14 protein-coding genes are annotated in these 21,337 nt (G+C 56.8%); 1 reads left to right on the top strand and 13 read right to left on the bottom strand.

The window, feature by feature from the left end; all coding sequences use genetic code 11:
- Positions 1-107 precede the first annotated feature (107 nt).
- Together WHJ28_RS13820 and WHJ28_RS13815 are read right to left on the bottom strand one after the other, a co-directional pair.
- On the bottom strand, positions 108-1,436 hold the full coding sequence (locus tag WHJ28_RS13820) for a hypothetical protein (RefSeq protein WP_340042645.1): 1,329 nt from the start codon (positions 1,434-1,436) through the stop codon (positions 108-110).
- A complete protein-coding gene (locus tag WHJ28_RS13815; protein ID WP_340042644.1) occupies positions 1,426-4,665 on the bottom strand; it encodes an AAA domain-containing protein in 3,240 nt (1,079 codons plus the stop codon). The genes WHJ28_RS13820 and WHJ28_RS13815 overlap by 11 nt, the downstream gene beginning before the upstream one ends.
- A 555-nt stretch (positions 4,666-5,220) precedes the next feature.
- On the opposite strand from WHJ28_RS13815, the gene WHJ28_RS13810 reads away from it, so the two are divergent.
- Positions 5,221-6,012, top strand: coding sequence for a TraX family protein (locus WHJ28_RS13810; RefSeq protein ID WP_340042643.1), 792 nt, complete (start codon positions 5,221-5,223; stop codon positions 6,010-6,012).
- Positions 6,013-6,152: 140 nt separating this feature from the next.
- On the opposite strand, the gene galT is transcribed toward WHJ28_RS13810, so the two are convergent.
- The 11 genes from galT to WHJ28_RS13755 form a co-directional block, all read right to left on the bottom strand.
- Entirely contained in the window at positions 6,153-7,643 is a 1,491-nt protein-coding gene (gene galT, locus WHJ28_RS13805; protein ID WP_340042642.1) for a UDP-glucose--hexose-1-phosphate uridylyltransferase, read from the bottom strand.
- A gap of 2 nt (positions 7,644-7,645) precedes the next feature.
- Positions 7,646-8,638 (bottom strand): UDP-glucose 4-epimerase GalE, encoded by a 993-nt coding sequence (galE, locus tag WHJ28_RS13800; RefSeq protein ID WP_340042641.1) that lies wholly within the window; start codon positions 8,636-8,638, stop codon positions 7,646-7,648.
- A gap of 40 nt (positions 8,639-8,678) precedes the next feature.
- Positions 8,679-9,965 carry a galactokinase gene (locus WHJ28_RS13795; protein WP_340042640.1) on the bottom strand — a complete coding sequence of 429 codons (1,287 nt, stop codon included), beginning with the start codon at positions 9,963-9,965 and terminating at the stop codon, positions 8,679-8,681.
- Between the two features lie 192 nt (positions 9,966-10,157).
- Positions 10,158-11,819 carry an ABC transporter permease subunit gene (locus WHJ28_RS13790; RefSeq protein WP_340042639.1) on the bottom strand — a complete coding sequence of 554 codons (1,662 nt, stop codon included), beginning with the start codon at positions 11,817-11,819 and terminating at the stop codon, positions 10,158-10,160.
- A 70-nt stretch (positions 11,820-11,889) separates the two neighbouring features.
- Positions 11,890-13,398, bottom strand: a complete 1,509-nt coding sequence (locus WHJ28_RS13785) for a sugar ABC transporter ATP-binding protein (RefSeq protein ID WP_340042638.1) — start codon at positions 13,396-13,398, stop codon at positions 11,890-11,892.
- Positions 13,399-13,595: 197 nt separating this feature from the next.
- Positions 13,596-14,897, bottom strand: coding sequence for a substrate-binding domain-containing protein (locus WHJ28_RS13780; protein ID WP_340042637.1), 1,302 nt, complete (start codon positions 14,895-14,897; stop codon positions 13,596-13,598).
- Positions 14,898-15,075: 178 nt separating this feature from the next.
- Positions 15,076-16,053, bottom strand: coding sequence for a substrate-binding domain-containing protein (locus tag WHJ28_RS13775; RefSeq protein WP_340042636.1), 978 nt, complete (start codon positions 16,051-16,053; stop codon positions 15,076-15,078).
- Positions 16,040-17,761, bottom strand: coding sequence for a sensor histidine kinase (locus WHJ28_RS13770; RefSeq protein WP_340042635.1), 1,722 nt, complete (start codon positions 17,759-17,761; stop codon positions 16,040-16,042). The genes WHJ28_RS13775 and WHJ28_RS13770 overlap by 14 nt, the downstream gene beginning before the upstream one ends.
- Positions 17,758-19,041, bottom strand: coding sequence for a response regulator (locus WHJ28_RS13765; protein ID WP_340042634.1), 1,284 nt, complete (start codon positions 19,039-19,041; stop codon positions 17,758-17,760). The genes WHJ28_RS13770 and WHJ28_RS13765 overlap by 4 nt, the downstream gene beginning before the upstream one ends.
- Positions 19,042-19,144: 103 nt before the next feature.
- Positions 19,145-20,401, bottom strand: coding sequence for an MFS transporter (locus WHJ28_RS13760; protein ID WP_340042633.1), 1,257 nt, complete (start codon positions 20,399-20,401; stop codon positions 19,145-19,147).
- 181 nt (positions 20,402-20,582) lie between these two features.
- On the bottom strand, positions 20,583-21,230 hold the full coding sequence (locus WHJ28_RS13755; RefSeq protein WP_340042632.1) for a TetR/AcrR family transcriptional regulator: 648 nt from the start codon (positions 21,228-21,230) through the stop codon (positions 20,583-20,585).
- Positions 21,231-21,337: the final 107 nt, after the last annotated feature.

Raw genomic sequence — 21,337 nt, 5'->3', positions numbered from 1 at the left:
TACTGACGCACTGCCATTCCTTCGTAACTATTTGCAGTTGGCTTTGTCAGTTATGTCGGTAAAGAAATCCGCGCCCAACGCACAGACTTCCTTTCATCCTGTTTAGATTACGATTTGCTTGGAGCTTCTGACCCAATTTCTAAAAGATCATTCCAGAGCGAGTCAATCTGAGCAGAATTAAATGTTATTTCAGCGCACAGCTTGTAAAGGCGTCGCTTGTAAACGGTCTCCTTGGCCGCGTATTGGCCCTGGATAAAACAGGCGGTACCGAAGCAGAACTTCACGGAAGAGATGTCCTCAGAAGGGACTGTGGTCAGTACACAGTCTTTTCGCAGTTTTCCTATCCTGCCCAATATGAAATCGGCCTGATAATCATTCCGGTTATAGCGGACGATAACCTCCTTTGTATGCGCAGAGAAAATCGCGCGGAGGATGTCATCGTTGAGCAATTCTGCCAAAAACGGTGCCTGAATAAAGATGCGTGGTGCCTTAAAAGCGGCGCAATGGTACAGAATATCCTGAAGTTCTCCGTCCAGCAGCGGGCGGTCGGCGTAATAGGCCGCTTCCAGTAAATCTGCCCAGTCACTCTGCACTCCACGGAGTTTGAACGCCGCAATCAAGTCGTGGGGCAGTTGTTCCTTCTCCGGGGAAGCGGCGCAAGGACGGTTTGGCGGAGAGAAGAGGTTCCAGGCACCCAAGTGTCGGCAGTTAAGCTGTTCCGCCAGCACATCTGCATAGGCTTGGATTCCAGACTGGAAGTGAAAGGCCAGGGAGTGATCCGCCTGATTTAGATATACGAAGCAGAACTCGCGCTGATAGGACAGTGTGTGGTAGGAGATATCAAGAATACGATACAGCTCAGCGCTCTCAGCAGTACTCTGGAATACCACATTGGCCAGACGGTTCTCTCGGTAAATTACCGCTAGCGTATCGAACTGACTGCGCAGAAATTCCAGATTGAGTGGATACTTCTCCAGAAGGTATGCCTGCCCGCGCGGCGGCTCCCGGTAGGTACCCAAGACAGGCGTATCCGAGACCTCACCGGTGATCTGGTTTACCGATATGCGGCTGAGCTGGCTGCGCAGGGTCTTGACCTTCTTCTGGCTCTCCAGCACCTTTTTCCCCAAATCGGTCAGGACAATGTCGCCACAGGAGACCGCGGCGAGCTGCTCACTGTCCAGCTGCGATACGATTTGTAGCATAATGCTTTCTGGCAGGCCGAACTGACCGGCAAGCTCGGGAAGGGATTTGGCACCGATGCGGATGGCAGTGAGGACACATTCCTGAACAAAGGAGAGCCCCTGGACACGCCGTTCCCAGACAGTCAAGCCGATTTCCTGGACAGGAATATAGACTGGAACCCGACAGATGAAATCATAGCCGGAAAGCTGCGGAGGAATGTATTTATCAACATTTTTTTGCCATTCAGACAGCATTTGTAAACTCCTTTATATCGATTTCCTGACAAAATTCGGGGTGCTCCTGCATATAGCTGATCACATAGGGAAAGCGGTTGCCGGGGATACGGGGATTGCGGAGAAACTTTCCGTCACCGACAATAATCAAGGCCCGTTTAGCGCGGGAGAAGGCAACATTTAGCCGTGCTTCCTCTTTCAAGAATCCGATACGCCGCTGATTACTGCTTCGGACGGTGGAGTAGATGATGATGTCACGCTGACTGCCCTGGAATGCATCTACGGTGTTGATATCGACTTCAATGTGGCTCAGTGGGATTTGCTTGAGGCGGTTCCGGATTAGGTCCAGCTGCGCCCGGTAGGGCGTGATGATGCCGATGGAATACTTCTCCCCTTGGGTGGAGATTTCTTGGTTCAACCTTTGCAAGCAGCTTTGGATCACAGTGACTTCCAGATGGTTGATGTATCCGCGTTGGTGCCCGACGGATTGTTCAAAGCGGGCGGAACCGGCATTGGAGGTGGTTAGCCAGGTGATGGCGCGGTTATTAAGCATGGGAAGGTTGGTAGTTCGCTCTGATGCCATAACGCCATTTTGCACTTTGCTATCGTAAAAAAGAAAGCTGATGAGATCGCCGATCGCTGGATGCATCCGGTACTGGGTGGAAAGCGTCTCTTTACAGCTGTCGGGCAGGATGTCAAACAGTTTCCCGAACCCGGTGTTTTGAAGCTCATCGATCTGGGAAGACTGGAAGCTGGCTTTGAGGGCATTCCGGTCAAAGACCGGTGGCAGCTGCTTGTGGTCACCCACTAAAATTGCCTTTCGTGCCCGAACCAAGGGAACCATGATTTCCGGCAGAGTTGCCTTTGCTGCTTCGTCTACAATCACATAGTCGAAGGTCGTGTCACGGACGCGGGGATCTGAAATGACGCCAATGCAGGTACCTACGATGATGGAAGCGTTTTTGATATAAAACTCTCCCAGCTCATTGCTCTCACTGATGCGTCGGATCCATTGTTCGGAAATCAGGCAGCTCTGTACGTAAGGATTGGTGCGGCTTTTCCCGTAAGTGTTTTCAAAGTCTGCGGCAACCCGTTCCAGACGTGCGCGCTCTGTTTCTTCCAGATTTGCAAGTTTCAGCTCTTCCAACACTTGTGCGTATTTACAGAATGGCTCCATGGGGATGTGCTGTTCCAATAAACGCTGGGCCAACCACGCTTTACAGTTTTCAACGCTTTCCTTCACCCATAGGGCCTGGCAGTGGTCCAATCCGAAACGTTCATTGATCTTGGGGTCAATATTTTCCTCGCGACCAATGCGGATGGTCGTATGTTCCAGATAGGCTGCAAGGTCTTCCAGTAGTTTATCCACGGCGGCATGAGATTGGGACACAATCAAAATTTTCTGATCCAGTGCAGGATTCCGTTGGTTTTCCCCCAGAATCTGCCGGATTACTTCCACCAGGACATTGGTTTTGCCGGTGCCTGGAGGCCCCTGGATCAAAGCAATATCCTCCGCTTCCAGCGCTTTCCGGACCGCGCGCTTCTGGGTAAAATCCAGCTGTTCATTATAGAAGCAGGGCATAGCCTTGAGCTGGAAATACCCGGGCTGCTCGGCACCCACAAAAATGCTCTTCAGATTGCCGCCGTTGACGGTCTCGGATCGGCGGAATTCCTCCAGTGCCGCCTCCTGGCGGCGGTACTGCTGGATCTCTTTGCGGTAATCCAAACAGATAGAACCATTGTTCGGCAGCCGGGGCTTCCTGGGTGCGGCCTTGATGGCCATCACGGCACCGTCCTCCCTGTATTCCCAGAAGGTGCCGACCTCTGCTAGAATTGGCTTCTTTTTTAAACGCCCACGCTGTTCAAAAATAAACAGGGTATCCTGGCTGAATGTCTCATCCGGCACGCTGTCCGGATCCAGCCGGAACAGGAACATCCCGTCTTCGTAGCGGACACTTGTGTAGCACAACCGGACAGTATTCTTAGACGCGTCTGCAATCATGGCTTGGATGAATTCCCGCCAGATACCGTACTGTGTATCGTATTCCCGGTCGATGTTTTTCTGCGAGTGGATATCCGCTTGGAAATCAGCAATCCGGTTGCTTAGGATCTGGCTGCAATTGTTGGGAAGAGGGGTGTTTGCGATTCTGTGTGAAAACAGGAATTGGAAATGCCCAGGAACCTCCATGGAAAAGCGCTTATGTTGCTCACGCTTGAAGGCATCCAGCCGGCGGAATGAGACCACCTGGAAAAAATCGTCCGACAAAACGCATTCCATGGAGATGCTGATGCCGTCAAAGCAATAGATGGAGGTCTGACCCTCGGCACGAAGACGAATCAAGCCGCCAGCAAACTGGGCGGGAAGAAAGCTGTCCAGCAACTCTAAATAGGGCATATCCCGTCGTACCAGGTTACGTCTTTTCAGATCGTCGAGCGCATTGGTGGGGACGGCGAAGAAGTACCGCTCGTCGCTACCGCAATACCGCTGGTAGAGCGGAGCCAAGGCCAGTTCGCAGTCATCAATGTTTTCATATCGGTCTGCCGGGGCAGGGGCGCACATCTTCAAAAGGACTTCCTTTAACTTTACATCGATGCCGCCAGCGGATTGGATGGCCGTGGGCATTTCAGCAGCCGTCGCTGGGACTTCACCTGTGAAAAGAAAATAAATGACAGCACCCAGCGAATAGATATCGCTGCGCTCTGTTGCATTTTCACTGTGAACAGTTACTTCCGGCGCGGAATAATTCTGGGTAGCAAACTGATATGTGGTTCCGTCCTGGAACATCCCGCGGATTTTTGCGATTCCGAAATCAATCAGCTTCAGCTCAAACGAGTCAGTAATGAGGATGTTGGAAGGATTGATATCCCGGTGAATCACGGAGTTTCGATGGGCGTGTTGGATGGCGTTGGTCAGCTGCTTTATCAGGTTGTACCGGATGGAGGCATTTGGGATTACGTCTAGCATCTGGGACAGGGGGCGCCCCTGAACATACTCCATGGAAATGATGCCTTCACTCCGGCCATCCGGAGTGGCCTGGATATCCGAGCGGAAGATACGGACAATGTTCTCGCAGGCCTTCAGTCGCGTCAGGGCCTGTGTTTCCTTCTGAAAAATAGCTCGGTAGATAGGGGCTTCCAGATTCTGGGCTCGCTTCACCACAAAGCGAAACCCTGCTTCATTTTCCACCAGCTCTACAATTGTTCCTGAGTCCTTCTGCTTGCTCAGCGTCTGAATCACTTTTTCCTCCATGAATTGTTCCTTTCTTACCTCAATAGATGGCCTAAATGCATGGTAACAGGATATTAAAAGTATAGCATAGCCAACAGATATCTGCAATTGTATACATAGCCGACAGGATATTTCGCAGAATAAAACTGTAAAACATCAAATTAACATAGGCAGATGTATCTTTTTCGGCAACAAAAGACACGTCGCCGCGGACGTCATATCGTTCGCGGCGACTTTTTAAAAGTCACCTCTCACTCATTTTGTCTCGGCTCCTCTCCAAATCGAACCTGCTGCGCTGGGCTTCGATTTGGTTTCGGGTGCAAACCTGCAAGCTGCGGCATCTATACTGTTTCGCTGTTCCAGCCCGTCGTAAGCGACATATCGCTTGCGACGAGCTTTTTCATTTCATTGCAAAGCTCATCGCGCGCTCATTTCGCTGCTCCTCGCTTCCAAACCGCAACCGCTGCACTGGGCCACAGTTGCGGTTTTTACCGCTTTATCAGAAAATTTTAATAATTTTTGTTTCAATATGTGGTATCATTTGCAAAAGTTAAAGTTCATTCAAGGAGGAGGAAAATGATTGCCAACCAGCTTACGCGCTCCGGGGACGCAGCGGATCACGGGATATCCTTAAACACACTGAAATACATTGCAATTTTGGCAATGACGATCGACCATATCGCCTTCGCATTTGTACCACTGGGCACGCCTCTGGCCATTCTTATGCATACCATTGGAAGAATAACAGGGCCCATTATGTTCTTTTCCGCCGTGGAGGGCTACCATCATACAAGCAATATCCGCAGATATGTCCTTCGCTTGGCTGTATTTGCAATCATCAGCTGGCTCCCGTTTTTGTATTTTAAGTACGGCGGCGACCTGTCGGGTGCTCCAGTTATGCGTCCAAATGTGATCTACACCATTCTTTTAGGCGTATTGGCCATACACATCCGCAGGAATACACATCTAAAAAATCCGGTCCTCAAAACACTTTTGATTTTGGCTCTGATCATTCTCTGTGTTCCGGCGGATTGGGGCTGTACAGGCATTATAATCATCCTTGTTTTGGATTACTTCTATACGAACTTTAAACACCAGGCATTTGCATACTGTATGGTAGTTCTGCTCAATATGGAGATACTTACCATGCTTACAAGTCCCTTCTTCTCCCTGTTTTATGACCACACTTTTTATATTGATACAGAATATTACTTATACTCGCTCCAAAATATCGGGGCATTCATTCCCATCATCCTGCTTTCTTTCTATAAAGGACAGCACGGGTCAAAAAGCAGCTTCTCAAAATGGTTTTTCTACATCTTTTACCCGCTTCACCTTTTGGTGCTGGGATTTCTGCAAACACTCTGAGAAAAATGCGGGAACAGCGCAGATGCTGTTCCCGCACAGTTTATAAAGAAATAAAATTTGTACCAGAAAAGTCCTTCGACGCACTGATCCCCCGGCGCTGATCGCGCCGGGGGATCTCAGTGATATGAAGTTAAACTGCCTTACACCTGGCTCAGGAAACGGAGGAAGGCCTCCTTCCCCTCCGGGGTACGGGCATAGACGCCGGCGTGCTCCAGCACCTTGGCAAACACCAGGCCGGTCTCGTGGTAGACCACGTCCAGGGCGTTGTCCGGGGTGACCCGGGCGGCAAAGCCCTCCGCCCAGCTTGCGTGGGATGCGGTCAGCGGGTCGGAGCGCAGGTCGCCGCCCTGAGCCAGCTTGTCCGCCACCGCCGCCAGCTCGGTCTTGAGCCGGGCGGGCAGTACCGCCAAACCCATGACCTCGATGAGGCCGATGTTCTCCTTCTTGATGTGGTGAAGCTCGGCGTGGGGATGGTAAACCCCCAGGGGGTGCTCCTCGGTGGTGATGTTGTTGCGCAGCACCAGGTCCAGCTCGTAGTCGCTCCCCCGCCGCCGGGCGATGGGGGTGATGGTGTTGTGGGGCTCCCCATCGGTCTCGGCATAGATGAAGGCGCTCTCATCAGTATAGCCCCGCCAGCTGGTCAGGATGCGGTCGGCCAGGTCGATGAGCCGCTGGGGATGGGCGCAGGTAAGGCGCACCACCGACATGGGCCACTTGACAATGCCGGCCTGCACATCCTCATAGCCCGGGAAGGTGAAGGGGATCTCCACCGGGGCCTTCTCCATGGCGAAGGTGTAGCGGCCGCCCTGGAAATGGTCGTGGGCCAGGATGGAACCGCCCACGATGGGCAGGTCGGCGTTGGAGCCCACAAAGTAGTGGGGGAACTGATCCACAAAGTCCAGCAGCTTGCCGAAGCAGGCCTTGTCGATCTTCATGGGGGTATGGACGCTGTTCAGGCAGATGCAGTGTTCATTGTAATACACATAGGGAGAATACTGCAAAAACCAGGGAGAACCGTTGATGGTGATGGGCACGATGCGGTGGTTCTGGCGGGCGGGATGGTTTACCCGTCCGGCATAACCCTCGTTCTCAGCACACAGCTGGCACCGGGGATAGGCGGAGGCGGGCAGATTGCGGGCCGCCGCGATGGCCTTGGGGTCCTTCTCCGGCTTGGACAGGTTAATGGTAATATCCAGCTCGCCGTACTCGGTATGGGCCTTCCACTGCACATCCCTGGCGATGCGGTCCCGGCGGATATAGTTGGTGTCCTGGCTGAATTTGTAGTACCAATCGGTGGCCGCCTTGGGGTCCTGCCGGTACAGGCCGTCGAAGGTCGCAATGACCTGGGCAGGCCGTGGCGTAAGGGCGCCCATGAGCCGGGTATCGAACAGGTCCCGGTAGGTGACGGTGTCCTCGGGCAGCATTCCCCGGGCGCAGGCGTCGTCGGTGAGGGCGCCCAGAATGGCAGGCAGCTCCTCCTCCCCCACTGGCCCCACCTCCGGCAGGGAGCAGCTGTCTAAGCGCAGGATGTCCAGCAGGGTGTTTACCGCCCAGATCCGCTCCTCGGGCTGGACAAGCCCTTTCTCCACGGCGTAGGACACTAGCTTGGCAATGGCCTGGTCACGCTCCATGCTCAGACCTCCTCAAAGCCGTTGGGATGGCTCTTGTGCCAGGCCCAGGCGGAGGCCACGATGGTATTCAGGTCGTTGTACTGGGGCTTCCAGCCCAGCACCTTTACCGCCTTCTCGGAGGAGGCGATGAGCTGAGCGGGATCGCCAGCCCGGCGGGGGGCCATCCTGGCAGGGATGGGGTGGCCGGTGACCGAGCGGGCCACGTCGATGACCTCCTGCACCGTAAAGCCCACACCATTGCCCAGGTTGAACACGTTGTTGTCCCCGCCCTTCATCAGGTAGTCCAGGGCCAGGATGTGGGCCTGGGCCAGGTCGGTGACATGGATGTAGTCCCGGATGCAGGTGCCGTCCTTGGTGGGATAGTCGTCGCCAAAGACGCTGACCGCCTCCCGCTGGCCCAGAGGCACCTGGAGGATGATGGGGATCAGGTGGGTCTCAGGGTCGTGGGCCTCGCCGATCTGGCCGGAGATGTGAGCGCCGCAGGCATTGAAGTAGCGCAGCGCCACATATTTCAGGCCGTGGGCCTTGGATACCCAGTTCATCATGTGCTCCATGGACAGCTTGGTCTCACCGTAGCAGTTGGTGGGCATGGTACGGTCGTCCTCCAGGATGGGCACCCGCTCCGGCTCGCCGTAGGTGGCGGCGGTGGAAGAGAATACGATCTTGTAAACGCCGTGGGCCACCATGGACTGGAGGAGCACCATAGTGCCGTGGAGGTTGTTGTCATAGTACTTCAGGGGATCGGACATGGACTCACCCACCTGGGAGGAGGCGGCAAAGTGGATGACGCCCTCGATGTTCTCGGCCTGGAACAGGGTGTCCAGGGCTCCCCGGTCCCGGATGTCCAGCTGATAGAATTTTGCCTTGGGGTGGACGGCGGCCTTGAAGCCGGTCTGCAGGTTGTCGGCCACCACCACGTCCCGGCCGGCGTCGATCAGTTCATATACCGTATGGGAGCCGATGTATCCGGCTCCGCCCAATACCAAAATCGCCATTGTTCAGACGCGCTCCTTTCACTTCACTGTATGCACTTGTTCAGGGCCAGAGAACGGTGCCGCCCACAGGGCGGATGGACAGCACATGACAGCTGCCCTCCCCCAGGCTGGCCTCCACCTGCTTGCGGAAGCTCTCCAGCAGATCCAGCGGCACAAAAGCCTGGATGGTACCGGCAAAGCCGCCGCCGTGGACACGGCAGGCGCCCCGGCCGGCCAGGGCCCGCTCCGCCACGGTGAGGGCCACCGCCATTGCCTGCTCCTTCACCGCGCCGATGGGGGTGATATCCTGGAGCAGATCCCAGGAGGAGCGGCCCGACTCATTCACCACCGCCAGGAAGGTATCCATATCTCCCTGCTCCAGGGCGTCGGCCTCCTGCTCCACTCGCTTATCATCGGCAAAGAAGTGGAGGGCACGGAGCACCGCCCGGTCCCCTACCGCCTTCCGCAGCCGGGGCAGCGCCTGGATGACCTGGTCCTCCTCCACCTCCCGCAGCACCTGCTTGCCAAAGTATGCGGCCACAGCCCCCATCTCCTGGGGCACCGCGGCGTACTCCGGCGTCAGATCGGCGTGACTGGCGCCCGAGTCGATGATACACAGAGCGTAGCCCAGGCCGGCCAGATCCACTGCCACCGTCCGCACCACAGGGGCGGCGGGGTCAGCAAAGTTGATAGCCACCGCACCACCCACAGAGGAGGCGGTCTGGTCCATCAGACCGCTGGGCTTACCAAAATAGATGTTCTCCGCCTTCTGGCCCATCTGGGCGATGGTCACCGGGTCCAGCTCGTCCCGGCAGAACAGATGGTTCTCGATCACACCCAGTAGCACCTCGCAGGCCGCCGAGGAGGACAGGCCGGAGCCGGGCAGCACGTCGGAAGCGGCATATATGTCAAAGCCGGCCACGGGATATCCCCGCCGGGCAGCCTGGGCCGCCATGCCCCGCACCAGGGATGCGGTGGACTCCTTCTCCTCCTCCCTGGGCTCCAGTGTGTCCAGGTTCACCTCCACCAAGGGCCAGCCCTCAGACTGGAAGCGGATGGTGTTGGTGCCATTGGGGGCGGCGCAGGCCAAAAAGTCCAGGTCCACCGCGCCGGCCAGCACCCGGCCGTGCTGGTGGTCGGTATGGTTGCCGCAGATCTCGGTGCGGCCCGGGGCGGAGCACAGGGTCACAGGTGTGTCCTCCCCCGCTCCAAAGGTCTTTTGGAACCCGTCCAGCAGGGCCGCCACCCGGGCCCGGCCGGCGGCAAGGTCGTGACACAGCAGACCCTTCAGCGCTCCGTCCAGCTCTCCTGCGTTCAATGCGTGACGCACAGCGCCCAGTTCTTGCATGGTTCTTCTCTCCTTTTGGGGCCCGGACAGGGCGGGTATCCCCCTCACCCTCCGGGCGGTTTGTTTCATCATAGCACATTCCGTCCCCAAAGCCAATCCCAACCGGGACGGACGTCCAGAGGAAAGCCGCTGCAAAGCAGAGCGGTCCCCCGCGTCTGCCTTGCAGCGGCTTCACGCTTTTCCTTGATGCAATTACTTCTTCTGCACGTACTTCAGGCAGTCCAGCATAACAGCCACAAGGATGATAATGCCGGAGAACACGAACTGCAGGTTGGTGTCGATGCCCAGAGTGGTCAGAGAATAGGTCAGGGCGGTGAAGATGAACACGCCCACCACACAGCCGGAGATCTTACCGATACCACCGGTGAAGGAGATGCCGCCCACCACGCAGGCCGCGATGGCGTCCATTTCCCAGCCCTGGCCGTAAGCGGCGGAGCCGGAACCGGTCATGCGCAGGCACTCCAGCCAGGAACCGAAGCCGTAGAGCACGCCGGCCAGGATGAAGGCGCCCACAGTGACCTTGAACACAGAGATACCGGAAACCGCAGCGGCCTCCGGATTGCCGCCCACGGCGTACAGGTTCTTACCGAAGGTGGTCTTGTTCCAGATAAACCACACCACGGCCACAGCAGCCACCGCCCACAGGATGATGGTGGGGAAGTTGTTGATGCGGGGGATGATCATCTTGGGAATGGTGGGATCAATGGCGCCGAAGGAGACGCCCTTGGTGGAGTAGGTCACCAGGCCGAAGATGACCAGCATATTGGCCATGGTGGAAATGAAGGGGTGCATCTTGAATTTCGCGGTAAAGAAGCCGGCGATGGTGGTGAAGATGGTGCACAGCACGATACAGACCACCAGGGCCAGGAACACCCGGACGATGACCGGCAGACTGGTAAAGTCAAAGATATGACCGAACACAGAGCCGGTGTTGATGCCCTGGTGCATTACGATGGTGGCTGCCGTCATGCCCATACCAACCATACGGCCGATGGACAGGTCGGTACCGGCCAGCAGGATCAGGCCGGCCACGCCCAGCGCCAGGAACATTCTGGGGGAGGCCTGCTGCAGGATGTTGAGGATGTTGTTCACCGTCAGCAGCTGCACGCTGGGTCCCTTCAGGATGGGGGTGATGATACAAAGGGCAATAAAGATGATGATGATGGCGATATACAGGCCGTTTCTCAGCAGGAAGTCCCGGCGGTTGAATGTGTACTTGTAGTTCTCCCACTTCTGGGCCATGGACTCGCCGAAGGTAAACTTACTCATCCGCAGCATATCGATCAGGTGGAACTTGTGATCGAAGGCGGCATGGCGGCGGTCCTTGATCTCCTGCAGGTCCTTGGCCCGCTTCATCTTGGCGTCAAACAGGCGGTTCTTATGGACGTATTTCTCGTCCTTGATCTCGTGGGGGTCGCTCAGCTTGGACACCGTCTCCTGGTGCTCCTTGTTGAGCTGCTCCACCGCCGCGGTGTAATTGGCCAGAGCCTGCTGCTTCTCCTCTTTGCAGCTGGCGGTGACCGCCTGATAATAATCAGTGTTAAAGTGTGCTTTCAGATAGGCCTCGGCATCGGCGATCAGCTTGGAGACCCGCTCTTTATTCTTGGCCTCCACCTCTTTGGCCTTTGCCAGCTCTGCCTGATACGCTTTCAGCTTGGCAGCCTTCTCCTGGGCCGTGTAGATCTTGTCCCGCTTCAGGCTGTCAATCTTATTCTGAATGTCAATGACTTTGTCAGTACCCTCCGCCCGCAGGGCATCGATCTGATCCTGGATCTTACCGACATACTCGTCAATAGGCTGACGCAGCTTTTCTTCCTGCTCAGCCGTCAAAATTTTCTCGTTATCTGCTACCATAAGCAATTTCTCCCACTATAATGTCGATCAGAGCATTCGCTGCACGGATGTTCTGTCCTCTCATCCTCCATTACAGGTACTTTGCACTCAAGCGCAAAAGTTCTTCCTGATTGGTCTCCTTGGTGTTTACAATACCGGACAGATGTCCGTTGGACATGACCCCGATCCGGTTGGTGATGCCCAGGATCTCGGGCATCTCGGAGGAGACCACAATGATGGTCTTTCCCCGCTTGGCCATTTGAATGATCAGCTCATAGATCTCATACTTGGCGCCCACGTCGATGCCGCGGGTAGGCTCGTCCATCATAAAGACCTGGGGCTCCCGCTCCAGCCACTTACCAAAGATGACCTTCTGCTGGTTACCGCCGGACAGACTGGTGATCATATCGTCCGGCCCCATGCACTTGGTGTGCATGACCTTGATCTCCTTGTTGGTGGCCTTCACCATTTTGGGTGTGGACAGGGCCACGCCGGACTTGTACTGCTTCAGGTTGGCAATGGTGGTATTAAAGGTGAGGTCGCACTTGAGGAACAGGCCGTTGGCCTTACGTTCCTCGGTGATCATGGCAAAGCCGTGTTCGATGGCCTCCTTGGCGCTGTTGAAATTCATCAGACGATCTTTGAAATAAACGCGCCCGGCGGCTCTGGTCCGCACGCCGAAGATGGTCTCCAGCAGCTCAGTACGGCCGGCACCCACCAGGCCATACAGGCCGAAGATCTCGCCCTCCCGGACATCAAAGGTGATGTCCTGCAGATGGGGGGCATACTTGGTGGACAGGTGCTGTACGGAGAGGATGGTATCTCCCGGCTGATTGTCCACCGGAGGGAAACGGCTCTCCAGAGAGCGGCCCACCATGGCGGTGATCAGCTCGTTCATGTTGGTTTCCTTGGTACTCTTGGTCATGACCAGGTTGCCATCCCGCAGGACCGAGATCTCATCGCAGATCTCAAAGATCTCGTCCATTTTGTGGGAGATGTAGATCAGGGCGATGCCCTGCTCCTTCAGCATCCGCATCATCTCAAAGAGTTTGTCCACCTCCTGCACGGTCAGAGAGGAAGTGGGTTCATCCAGCACGATCACCTGCGAATTATAGGAAATTGCTTTGGCAATCTCGCACATCTGCCGCTGCGAAACGGACATATTTCGCATGGGCTGGGTCAGATTGACGGTCATACCGAGCTTTCGGAACAGCTCGGACGCCTTTTTCTTCATCCCGCCTTCATCCACAATACCCGCGGAGTTGGTGGGGTAGCGCCCCAGGAACAGGTTGTCGATGACGTTCCGTTCCAGGCACTGATTCAACTCCTGGTGCACCATGGCGATCCCGTTCTCCAAGGCGTCCTTGGGGCCGGAAAAGCTGACCTCCTTACCATTCAGGAGGATCTTTCCTTCGTCCTTCTGATAGGTACCAAAGAGGCACTTCATCATGGTGGACTTGCCGGCGCCGTTCTCGCCCATAAGTCCCATGACCGTGCCCCGCTTTACATCCAGATTGATGTGATCGAGCACCCGGTTCCGGCCAAAGGATTTGCACATACCGCGGATTGACAGGACAATATCATCTTTCGCATCTGCCATTCTCGTTACTCCCGTTTAGCATATTAGCAGTTTCAGCGAAAAGTCTGATTCTGCCGGTTTTCACTAAAATGTGCTATTAGGGAGAATTCCTTCTCCCGAACGGAGAGTTCCTCCTCCCGTACGGAGAATTCCTTCTCCCTAATAGCAAGCGGTTTATTTTTTCTGATTCATGATTGGCCCTAGCGGCCCGCGCTCAATTACTGGCTCAGCAGGCCGGTGTAGGAAGCGGCGTTGTCGGTCTTCACCATGTTGATGGCGAAGGCGTCGTAGGCGCTGGGGTTGCCCAGACGGTTGGTGATGTTGGACTCAGTCTGACCGTCGCCGGCGATATACTCCACATTCAGGTTCAGCAGATCATCGTACTTCTGCAGCAGGGGCTGATAGGTGGAGCCCAGGAAGTTATCGGCGGAGTTGTAGATGTTCAGCCACACATTCTTGGTGGGGTGAGCAGTGGCGTCCAACTGCTTGGAAACGGGCTCATAGGTCACAGTGGAATCCAGGAAGTCCTTGTAGTTGTCAGCGGTGACAGCCACATTCAGAGCGTAGTAAGAACGGGTAGCCTCGTCATAATAGAACACGTCCTCGCTCAGCACGTTGCCGGCGTCGTCAGCGGTGCCGATACCGGTATCAACGTCCACATCGTCCAGGGCGTTGCGCAGCACACGCAGAGTCAGGTAAGCCTGCACGTCGGCGTGCTGGCTGATGGTGCCGCCGTAACCTTCCGCGATAGCGGCAACGGCGTCGGAGTTGGCGTCATAACCAAAGGTGGGAACGCTGTTCTCCTTGGACCAGGCGTTGAACATAGCCATACCCATACCGTCGTTGTTGGAGGCCACGATGTCGATCTGATCACCGAAGGAGGAGGCCCAGGTGCCGATGGCGTTGCCGGCGGTGGCGGCATCCCAGGTGGCGCCGGCGGAGTTCTTCATCTCCTGAGAGGCCAGCTCACGGACCGTATAAGTCTTGCCGTCAACCTCGATCTTGCCGTCCTGCACATAGGAGGAGGTGCCGTCCACGTTGGTGCCCACGGGGGTGCTGTCGATAGCGCCGTCCTTCTCCACAGCAGTACCCAGGGCCTTGCGGACGCCGCGGGTACGGGCGATGGAGTCGTTGTGGCCGATGTCGCCCACGGCCAGCACATAGCCGATGACGCCGTCGCCGTTCTTGTCGATCTCAGCGGCATGGGCTTTGATGTAATCCACGATCATGGTGCCCTGAAGCTCAGCGCCCTGGTTGGCGTCAAATCCCACATAGTAGGTATCCTCGTTGAAGCTCAGAGCGGTCATATCCAGCTCGCCGGTGGAGCTGTTGGAGGGCTGCCGGTTGAACCACACCAGGGGCTTATCCTTGTTGGCGACCTCGGCAGCAACATTGCCGCTGCCAGTCTGCTGGGAGCCGGAGGGCTGACCGGAGGGCTGGGTGTCGCCGCCGCCGCCGCAGGCAGCCAGGCTGAGCGCCATGGCAGCGGACAGGGACAGTGCAAGAACTCTCTTCTTCATAGCAATTCTCCTTTTTCCTTGGGTTTTGCGGGTTCTTCCTCACACGCCCGCTTTACACTTTATAATATTAGTGGAAGTCCTCTGGAAAAACAAGGTGAAATTTCACTGAAAGAAGGGTAAAAATTTATGGGAATAGAACAATCTACAAAAAATACACGGCCCAAAACTGTGCAAAGTGCTAACTCCAACGTTTTTCGAAGGCAAACAACGCTTTTTGACTGTCCATGGTAAAAAGATTGTCCCGGTCCACGATCTTTGTGGAGGTATCTACCGTTTGCTCCACGCCGCCCTGACCGGCCAGCAGCTTGTAGGCGCTCTCCACCCCCAGGTAGCCCATGGCATAGGGATTCTGTACAATAAGTGCGTCCACCGAGCCCTCCTGCAAGCCGTCGATGGTGACCACATTGGAGTCAAAGCCCACCAGGAACAGATCGTCCGCGCGTCCCCCCTCCTCCACTGCTCGGGCCGCACCTACACAGGTGGGCTCATTGAAGGCCAACAGCACATTGATCTCCGGGTATGCCTTCAACAGGGCGGCCGTATCCGTCTGGGCGTGGCCCGCCTCGGCCAGGGTATTGATGACAGAAACGATCTCCGCCCGGCCGCTCTCCAAAAACAGGTCGGTGGCTCCACGCTCCCGCTCCTGACCGTTGGCACTGCTGATGTCGTAATTGACCACCCCTACCTTCAGCGGACCCTCCACCCGGTCCAGGGCGGCCTGGGCCGCCATCTGTCCGGCAGCGTAGTTGTCCGTGCCGATGTAGGTACTCACCTGATCGGAATCCACATTGCTGTCGATAGCCACGATCCTGACTCCCTGCTGGGCAGCGCCGTCAATGGCAGCGGCGTTGTTTTCAAAATCAATGGCGGAAAACACGATGGCATCCGCACCGGCCTTCGCCGCGCCCTCCACCATCCGGTTCTGGGTCTCATAGTCCTCCTCGGTATCCGGCCCCACAATGGTAAGCTCCATATTGTACTCCGTGGCGGCCGCCTCCGCTCCAGCAAACACCGACAGCCAGAATTCCGTCTGGGTGGACTTGGCAACCAGCGTCACGGTATACCGCTCCCCGGTTCCTCCGCTTCCCCCGCAGCCGCCCAGCGTCATGCCAACCAGCACCGCCAGCAGCAGGGGGACATATCTATTTCGCCTCATAATCCCCCTCCTGTATCTTTGGCATCCGGATCTCCACACAGGTACCCACGTCGGGTTCGCTGCTGATGTGCAGCCCATACTGTTTTCCAAAGTAGATCTTCAGCCGGTCATTGACGTTTTTGATGCCGATTCCGGTGCGATCCTTGGGGCCATGCTGGAGAATGGCGCTTACCTGTTCCCGGCTCATGCCCACCCCGTTGTCCAGCACCCGGAAGAGGATGTCCTCTCCCTCCTGCCGCACCTGCACCCAGATGTGGCCCTCGTCCACCATCAGGTCCAGACCGTGGTTGATGGCATTTTCAATGATGGGTTGAAGGGTGATCTTGTTGCAGTAATACCCCAGGCAATGGGGGTCTACTTCAAATTCATAAGTAAATTGATTTTTGTAGCGGTACTTCTGGATCTGCAGATAGCTCTCGGCGTGCTCGATCTCCTTGGCGATGGGGATGAGCTCATGGCCCTTGCTGATGCTGATACGGAATAGCCGGGCCAGAGCGTGGACCATCTTCACAGCCTCGGTATTGCGGCCCTGCTCGCACATCCAGGCGATGGAATCCAGGGTATTATAAAGGAAGTGGGGATTGATCTGTGCCTGGAGGGCCTTCAGCTCTGTCTTGCGGAGATTGACCTCCTCCTCCCGCACGGTGGTCATCAGCCGCTGGATCCGCAGTACCATATGCTCAAAGGAATCGGACAGTTCCTGCACCTCCCGGGTACCTCCTACCGGATGATAGGCAAAATGATCTGCGTCGGTTTCAAAATCCTCCATGGCGGAGGCCAGCCCCCGCAGAGGACGGCCCAGCAGCCGGAACAGCAGCCAGCTGGTGAGCACCGCCGCCGCCAGCACCACCACCGCCAGCAGCAACGACAGATGGATCATATCCCGCACGCTGCGGTTGACCAGCTCATCCACATAGCTGACGCCCACCACCCGCCAGTCGCTGTCCGCCACGCCGGTCAGGCTGTAAATCACGGTATCATCGGCGTAAGAACCGTTCTTCAGGGCGGCCAACGCCGTGGTATTCTCCGTTTTAAGGCCGGCGTACAGCAGCTGTTGCTGGGGATGATAGACGATATTGCCCGCCTCATCCATCAAAAAGCAGTAACCACGCTGGCCGATGCTGATGTTGTTGATGTAGCTGGAGATGCTGGAAAAACTCAGGTCCAGAGAGACCCAGGCGGCCCCTCCCCCCTGCTCCAGCGGGGCAGTCATGGTCACCACCCAGGGGTAATAGCGCTCAAAAATGGTCTCCACATGGGGCGCTGTCATATAGGGGAACCGGGCGTTTCTGGCTTTCTCCAGATCAAAGGAGAGATTTTGACTGATCTTTTCCCTGGGTTTCCGTCCCAGAGACCAGCAGTTCGTCAGTTCCCCGCTGGGAGAATAGCTGGTGACCGCCACCACATCGGGCCGGAAGTTCAAAAAGGCGGTGAGCAGCCTGTCCCGGTTATCCGCACTCTCCAGCATGGACTGCTCCACCAACTCCATGGCCTGATCCATGTCCCGCAGGTAGTTGGCCACCGTGGTGGACACCTGGGACACCGCCTGACTGCTGCTGGTACGGGCGTTCTGTATCATGGCGTCCCGGTAGCGGTCCAGAAACAGCAGGATGCAGCAGCACAGGACGACCGTCACCACTCCCACCACCATGGCCACCAGTATGGTTGTGATCCGCAGGCCTTTCCGGGCAATCCCGCGCTTCCTCACGGCTCCTCACCCATCCTTTCCTGCTCCATTCTGCGGCGCATGGCGTTGGGTGATTCCCCACTATATTTTTTGAAGCAGTAGCTGAAATAGTGCTGGTCCGTGTAGCCGCATCGCTGGGAGATCTCCTGTACCTTCAGGCCGGAGGAAGTCAGCAGCTCCCGGGCGGCGTCCATACGCTTGCGGATCAGAATATTGATAAAGGTCTCACCGGTATACTTTTTGATGCAGGCGCTCAGGTGGTTGGGGCTGACGTCCAGCATCCCGCTGAGGGACACCAGGGACAGGTCGGCCTCCATATAGTGCTGGTCCAGGGCTTCCAGAGCCCGCTTGCACAGCAGTTCGCCTCCCTTGACGGCGGGCGCCAGGTCGCTGATGAACTGGGCGCCTCCCTCCGTCCGGTCCCCCTGACGCAGCGCCTCCATGGCCTCCCGGTAAGCGCCGTGCAGATCGGTCAGGGCCCTCACCATCCGGCTGACACCGATGCGGCATCGCTTGCCCAGCACCCGGTCCGCCATCTGGGGGATCTCGTCGGCCAGGATGTGAAGATACTCCTCAAAGTCCGACGCATTGCCCAGCAGTACCGATATCACCTTTCCAGAGGCGAAAAAGCTGACGCTGCGCAGATACTTGGCAGCCAGCCGATCCACCGACGCCACAAAGGAGCGTTCGGTACCGTTGCTGCCATCCTCATTGAGCAGGGTGGATACCATCACAGTATAGCCCGGCTTGTCGTCCACATCCCGCAGCAGGCCGCACTGCCGGGCATAGCCCTCCGCCTGGGTCTCCCCTTCCAGCTCGGCGTAGTCGTCCAGCACCAGAGGCATCAGCATGGCCGCCCGCAGGTCCGGTCCATCGGTACGGAGCCCGGTCTGCCGGAACATGGCATATTGGGCGTCGATCTTCTGCCGAATGGTACGCAGTTCCGCACCCAGCCCTTCCATGGTCAAAGGCTTGAGCATATAGCTGATGATGTTATACTGAATGGCCTGCTTGGCGTACTCAAAATCGTCATAGCCGCTGAGAAAGGCAATGTTGGTGGCAGGACGCACCTCCCGTACCTGACGGGCCAGCTCGATGCCCGAGATGAAAGGCATCCGGATATCGGTAAGCAGCAGGTCGGGAGCGTGCTTTTCCACCAGCTGGAGTGCGTCCAGTCCGTTGCTGGCGCTCCCCACCAGGCAAAAACCATAGTCCTGCCAGGGGATCATGGTACACACCGCTTCTCTCAGCTCATCCTCGTCGTCGGCCACGACCACGGTATACTGCGTCTTTGGGGCCATTGGGGCACCTATCCTTTCTGTCAGGAAGCCGGGCAGTTCGCTCCCTGTTCTTGGATTCAGCTAAAAACATTATACCAGATAGTTTGCCGACTCTCAACACCTCTTATGGCGTGCCCCTTCCCGACTCCTCCTCCATGACCCGGAAAAGCCGGACGGAGCCCAGCCCCAGCAAACACAGCGCCAGTCCGCTGGGCAGCAGCACCCAATAGGCCTCGCCGGCGCACCAGTCAAACAGCGCGCCGTACAGGATCTGTCCCAGAGGCTGGGCGCACAGGGACAGGGTAAAGACGCAGGACATGACCTTGCCCATCAGCCGCTCCGGCGTTCTGGCCTGGATCATGGAAATGGCATAGGTGGAAAAGACGCTGCATCCAAACTGACTGACCGCAAAGGCAAGCAGCAGCACCAGATACCGGCCCATAGGCTCCAGGGGCAGCAAGAAGGCGGCGCCCGCCGGGAAGAGGCACAGTCCAAAGCCGGTCAGAATACCTGCCAGTCCCCGCGGCCGCAGCCTGCCCGCCAGCAGGCCCACGCACAGCGCCCCGCCAATGGCCGCAGCCCCCATAACGCTCTCCGCCGCGGCGTAGAGCTGGGAGGACAGGCCCAGCACCGACCGCACCAAAAATGGAAAGCCTACCACTACTACCCCCGCCACAAATGTGCTGGCAAGAGCCGCCAGCAGCAGCAGTTTTAAAATATCGGGCTGTTCCCGATAGAGAAAGCGCGCGCTTTCCGCCAAATCCCGGCAAATGACCTCGCGTATCTCCATGGTATCCGTCTCCTTCCGGTACGGCAGTTGAATGAAGCGCTCCAGCAGGGCGGTCAGGCAGAAACAGCCAGCCGTCCCCCACAGCACCGGGAGCAACCCAAAGGCGGTATAACAGAAGCTTCCGGTAAAGGGGGCTGCCAGGCCTGCGATGGCCGATACCTGGTTGACCGCCGCATTCCCCCGCAGCAGAGCGTCTCCCGTCAGCATCTGAGGGATACAGGCCTGGACCGTGGGGGATTCAAACGCGCCCAGCACCGACAGGACCACCAGCAATCCGCCGATGACCACGATATCGTGGTCCAGGAGCAGCAGCAGCCCGGCTAACAGTACCGCTGTCCCTGACAAGGCGTCCAGCGCCACCATCACGGTCCGCCGGTTGGCCCGGTCGGCCAGAACGCCTCCCAGGGGAGAGAGCAGAATGGTGGGCAGCAGGCCCATGGACAGCAGGGCAGCAAAAACCGCCGCCGAGCCGGTCTGCTCCAGCACATACATGGAAAGGGCAAATTTCAGGGTATAATTACCCATCAGAGAACTGAGCTGCCCGAAAATCAGCAGCAGAAAGTTCCGGTTCCGCAGGTTTTCCTTTTGCATTTTATACCTTCCCTCTCCTCTCAAAGATTTTGGCCAGTCCTTTCTCCACGATGACATATGCTTCCATATCTTTGTCTCCTTTCATACCTTCATCTGGTATGTATTTATCCAAAGAAAAAGACTCTTTTACATACCTTCTGAATGAATGTATATATCCAATTAAAATTGCCCGAAGGCAATTTTAATCATACTCAGGGATACGCTGGAAAAATTCGTCCACCAGGGGCCGGATGGTATCGTCAAACAGGGGCAGGCCCATCTGCTCCAGCATCTCCCCGATGAAGGTGAACTTCCGCCGCATCTCCTCCCTGGTGGCCGGGAATACAGTGGGCAGCAGCCACAAGCTGGTAAGCAGCGGCAGCAGTTCCGCCAACTCCCGGGAATATTGGGTATGGATGGAGCCGTCCCGGTTCCCCTCCTCGATCAGTTCCTGGAAATAGGGGGTCAGGATGCGGCGGTTGGAATCGATCATCCCCACCAGTACTCTGGGGTTCCGGGTCAAGGGGATGGACTGGGCCGTCATGGTGGTGCGGGCCCCGTCCGCCTGGTTGAGCCGGATGGCCTCCCGCAGCTTCTCCAGCCCGTTGAGATCGCTCCGTCCCCGCACCGCCTCAAAGGGATTGTGCTCCAGAAACATCCGATCGCCCACCGCGTCCATGATCTCCTCCTTGGACTTGAAGTGGTGATAGACCGCCCCCTTGGTCAGCCCTCCCAGTTCGTCCACAATGTCCTGGATGGTGGTGCTTTCGTAGCCCTTCTCCAGAAAAAGGCGCTGGGCCGCGTCCAGAATCCGCTCCTCGGTGATCTCAGGATATTTGTTGCGAGCCATGGTGCCCCTCCTTTTACATACCGCTGGTATGTTTTATTATAACGGCTCACTCCCCTTTTTGTCAAGGCAGAAAACCGGGTGCGCCGAAGCGCACCCGGTTTTGTTCA

Origin of the sequence: Flavonifractor porci, assembly GCF_037572415.1 — a bacterium.
GTDB classification, from domain to species: Bacteria; Bacillota; Clostridia; order Oscillospirales; family Oscillospiraceae; genus Flavonifractor; species Flavonifractor porci.
Note: the sequence above shows the minus strand (reverse complement) of the source record. Positions and strands in the feature narration are given on the sequence as shown.

Excerpts from the sequence above, each read along its gene's own strand:
- WHJ28_RS13775 (WP_340042636.1), bottom strand. The coding sequence starts at position 16,053 with ATGAGGCGAAATAGATATGTCCCCCTGCTGCTGGCGGTGCTGGTTGGC.
- WHJ28_RS13760 (WP_340042633.1), bottom strand. The coding sequence starts at position 20,401 with ATGCAAAAGGAAAACCTGCGGAACCGGAACTTTCTGCTGCTGATTTTC.
- WHJ28_RS13765 (WP_340042634.1), bottom strand. The coding sequence starts at position 19,041 with ATGGCCCCAAAGACGCAGTATACCGTGGTCGTGGCCGACGACGAGGAT.
- WHJ28_RS13790 (WP_340042639.1), bottom strand. The coding sequence starts at position 11,819 with ATGGTAGCAGATAACGAGAAAATTTTGACGGCTGAGCAGGAAGAAAAG.
- galE (WP_340042641.1), bottom strand. The coding sequence starts at position 8,638 with ATGGCGATTTTGGTATTGGGCGGAGCCGGATACATCGGCTCCCATACG.
- WHJ28_RS13795 (WP_340042640.1), bottom strand. The coding sequence starts at position 9,965 with ATGCAAGAACTGGGCGCTGTGCGTCACGCATTGAACGCAGGAGAGCTG.
- WHJ28_RS13815 (WP_340042644.1), bottom strand. The coding sequence starts at position 4,665 with ATGGAGGAAAAAGTGATTCAGACGCTGAGCAAGCAGAAGGACTCAGGA.
- WHJ28_RS13755 (WP_340042632.1), bottom strand. The coding sequence starts at position 21,230 with ATGGCTCGCAACAAATATCCTGAGATCACCGAGGAGCGGATTCTGGAC.
- WHJ28_RS13785 (WP_340042638.1), bottom strand. The coding sequence starts at position 13,398 with ATGGCAGATGCGAAAGATGATATTGTCCTGTCAATCCGCGGTATGTGC.
- WHJ28_RS13780 (WP_340042637.1), bottom strand. The coding sequence starts at position 14,897 with ATGAAGAAGAGAGTTCTTGCACTGTCCCTGTCCGCTGCCATGGCGCTC.
- WHJ28_RS13820 (WP_340042645.1), bottom strand. The coding sequence starts at position 1,436 with ATGCTGTCTGAATGGCAAAAAAATGTTGATAAATACATTCCTCCGCAG.
- galT (WP_340042642.1), bottom strand. The coding sequence starts at position 7,643 with ATGGAGCGTGACCAGGCCATTGCCAAGCTAGTGTCCTACGCCGTGGAG.
- WHJ28_RS13810 (WP_340042643.1), top strand. The coding sequence starts at position 5,221 with ATGATTGCCAACCAGCTTACGCGCTCCGGGGACGCAGCGGATCACGGG.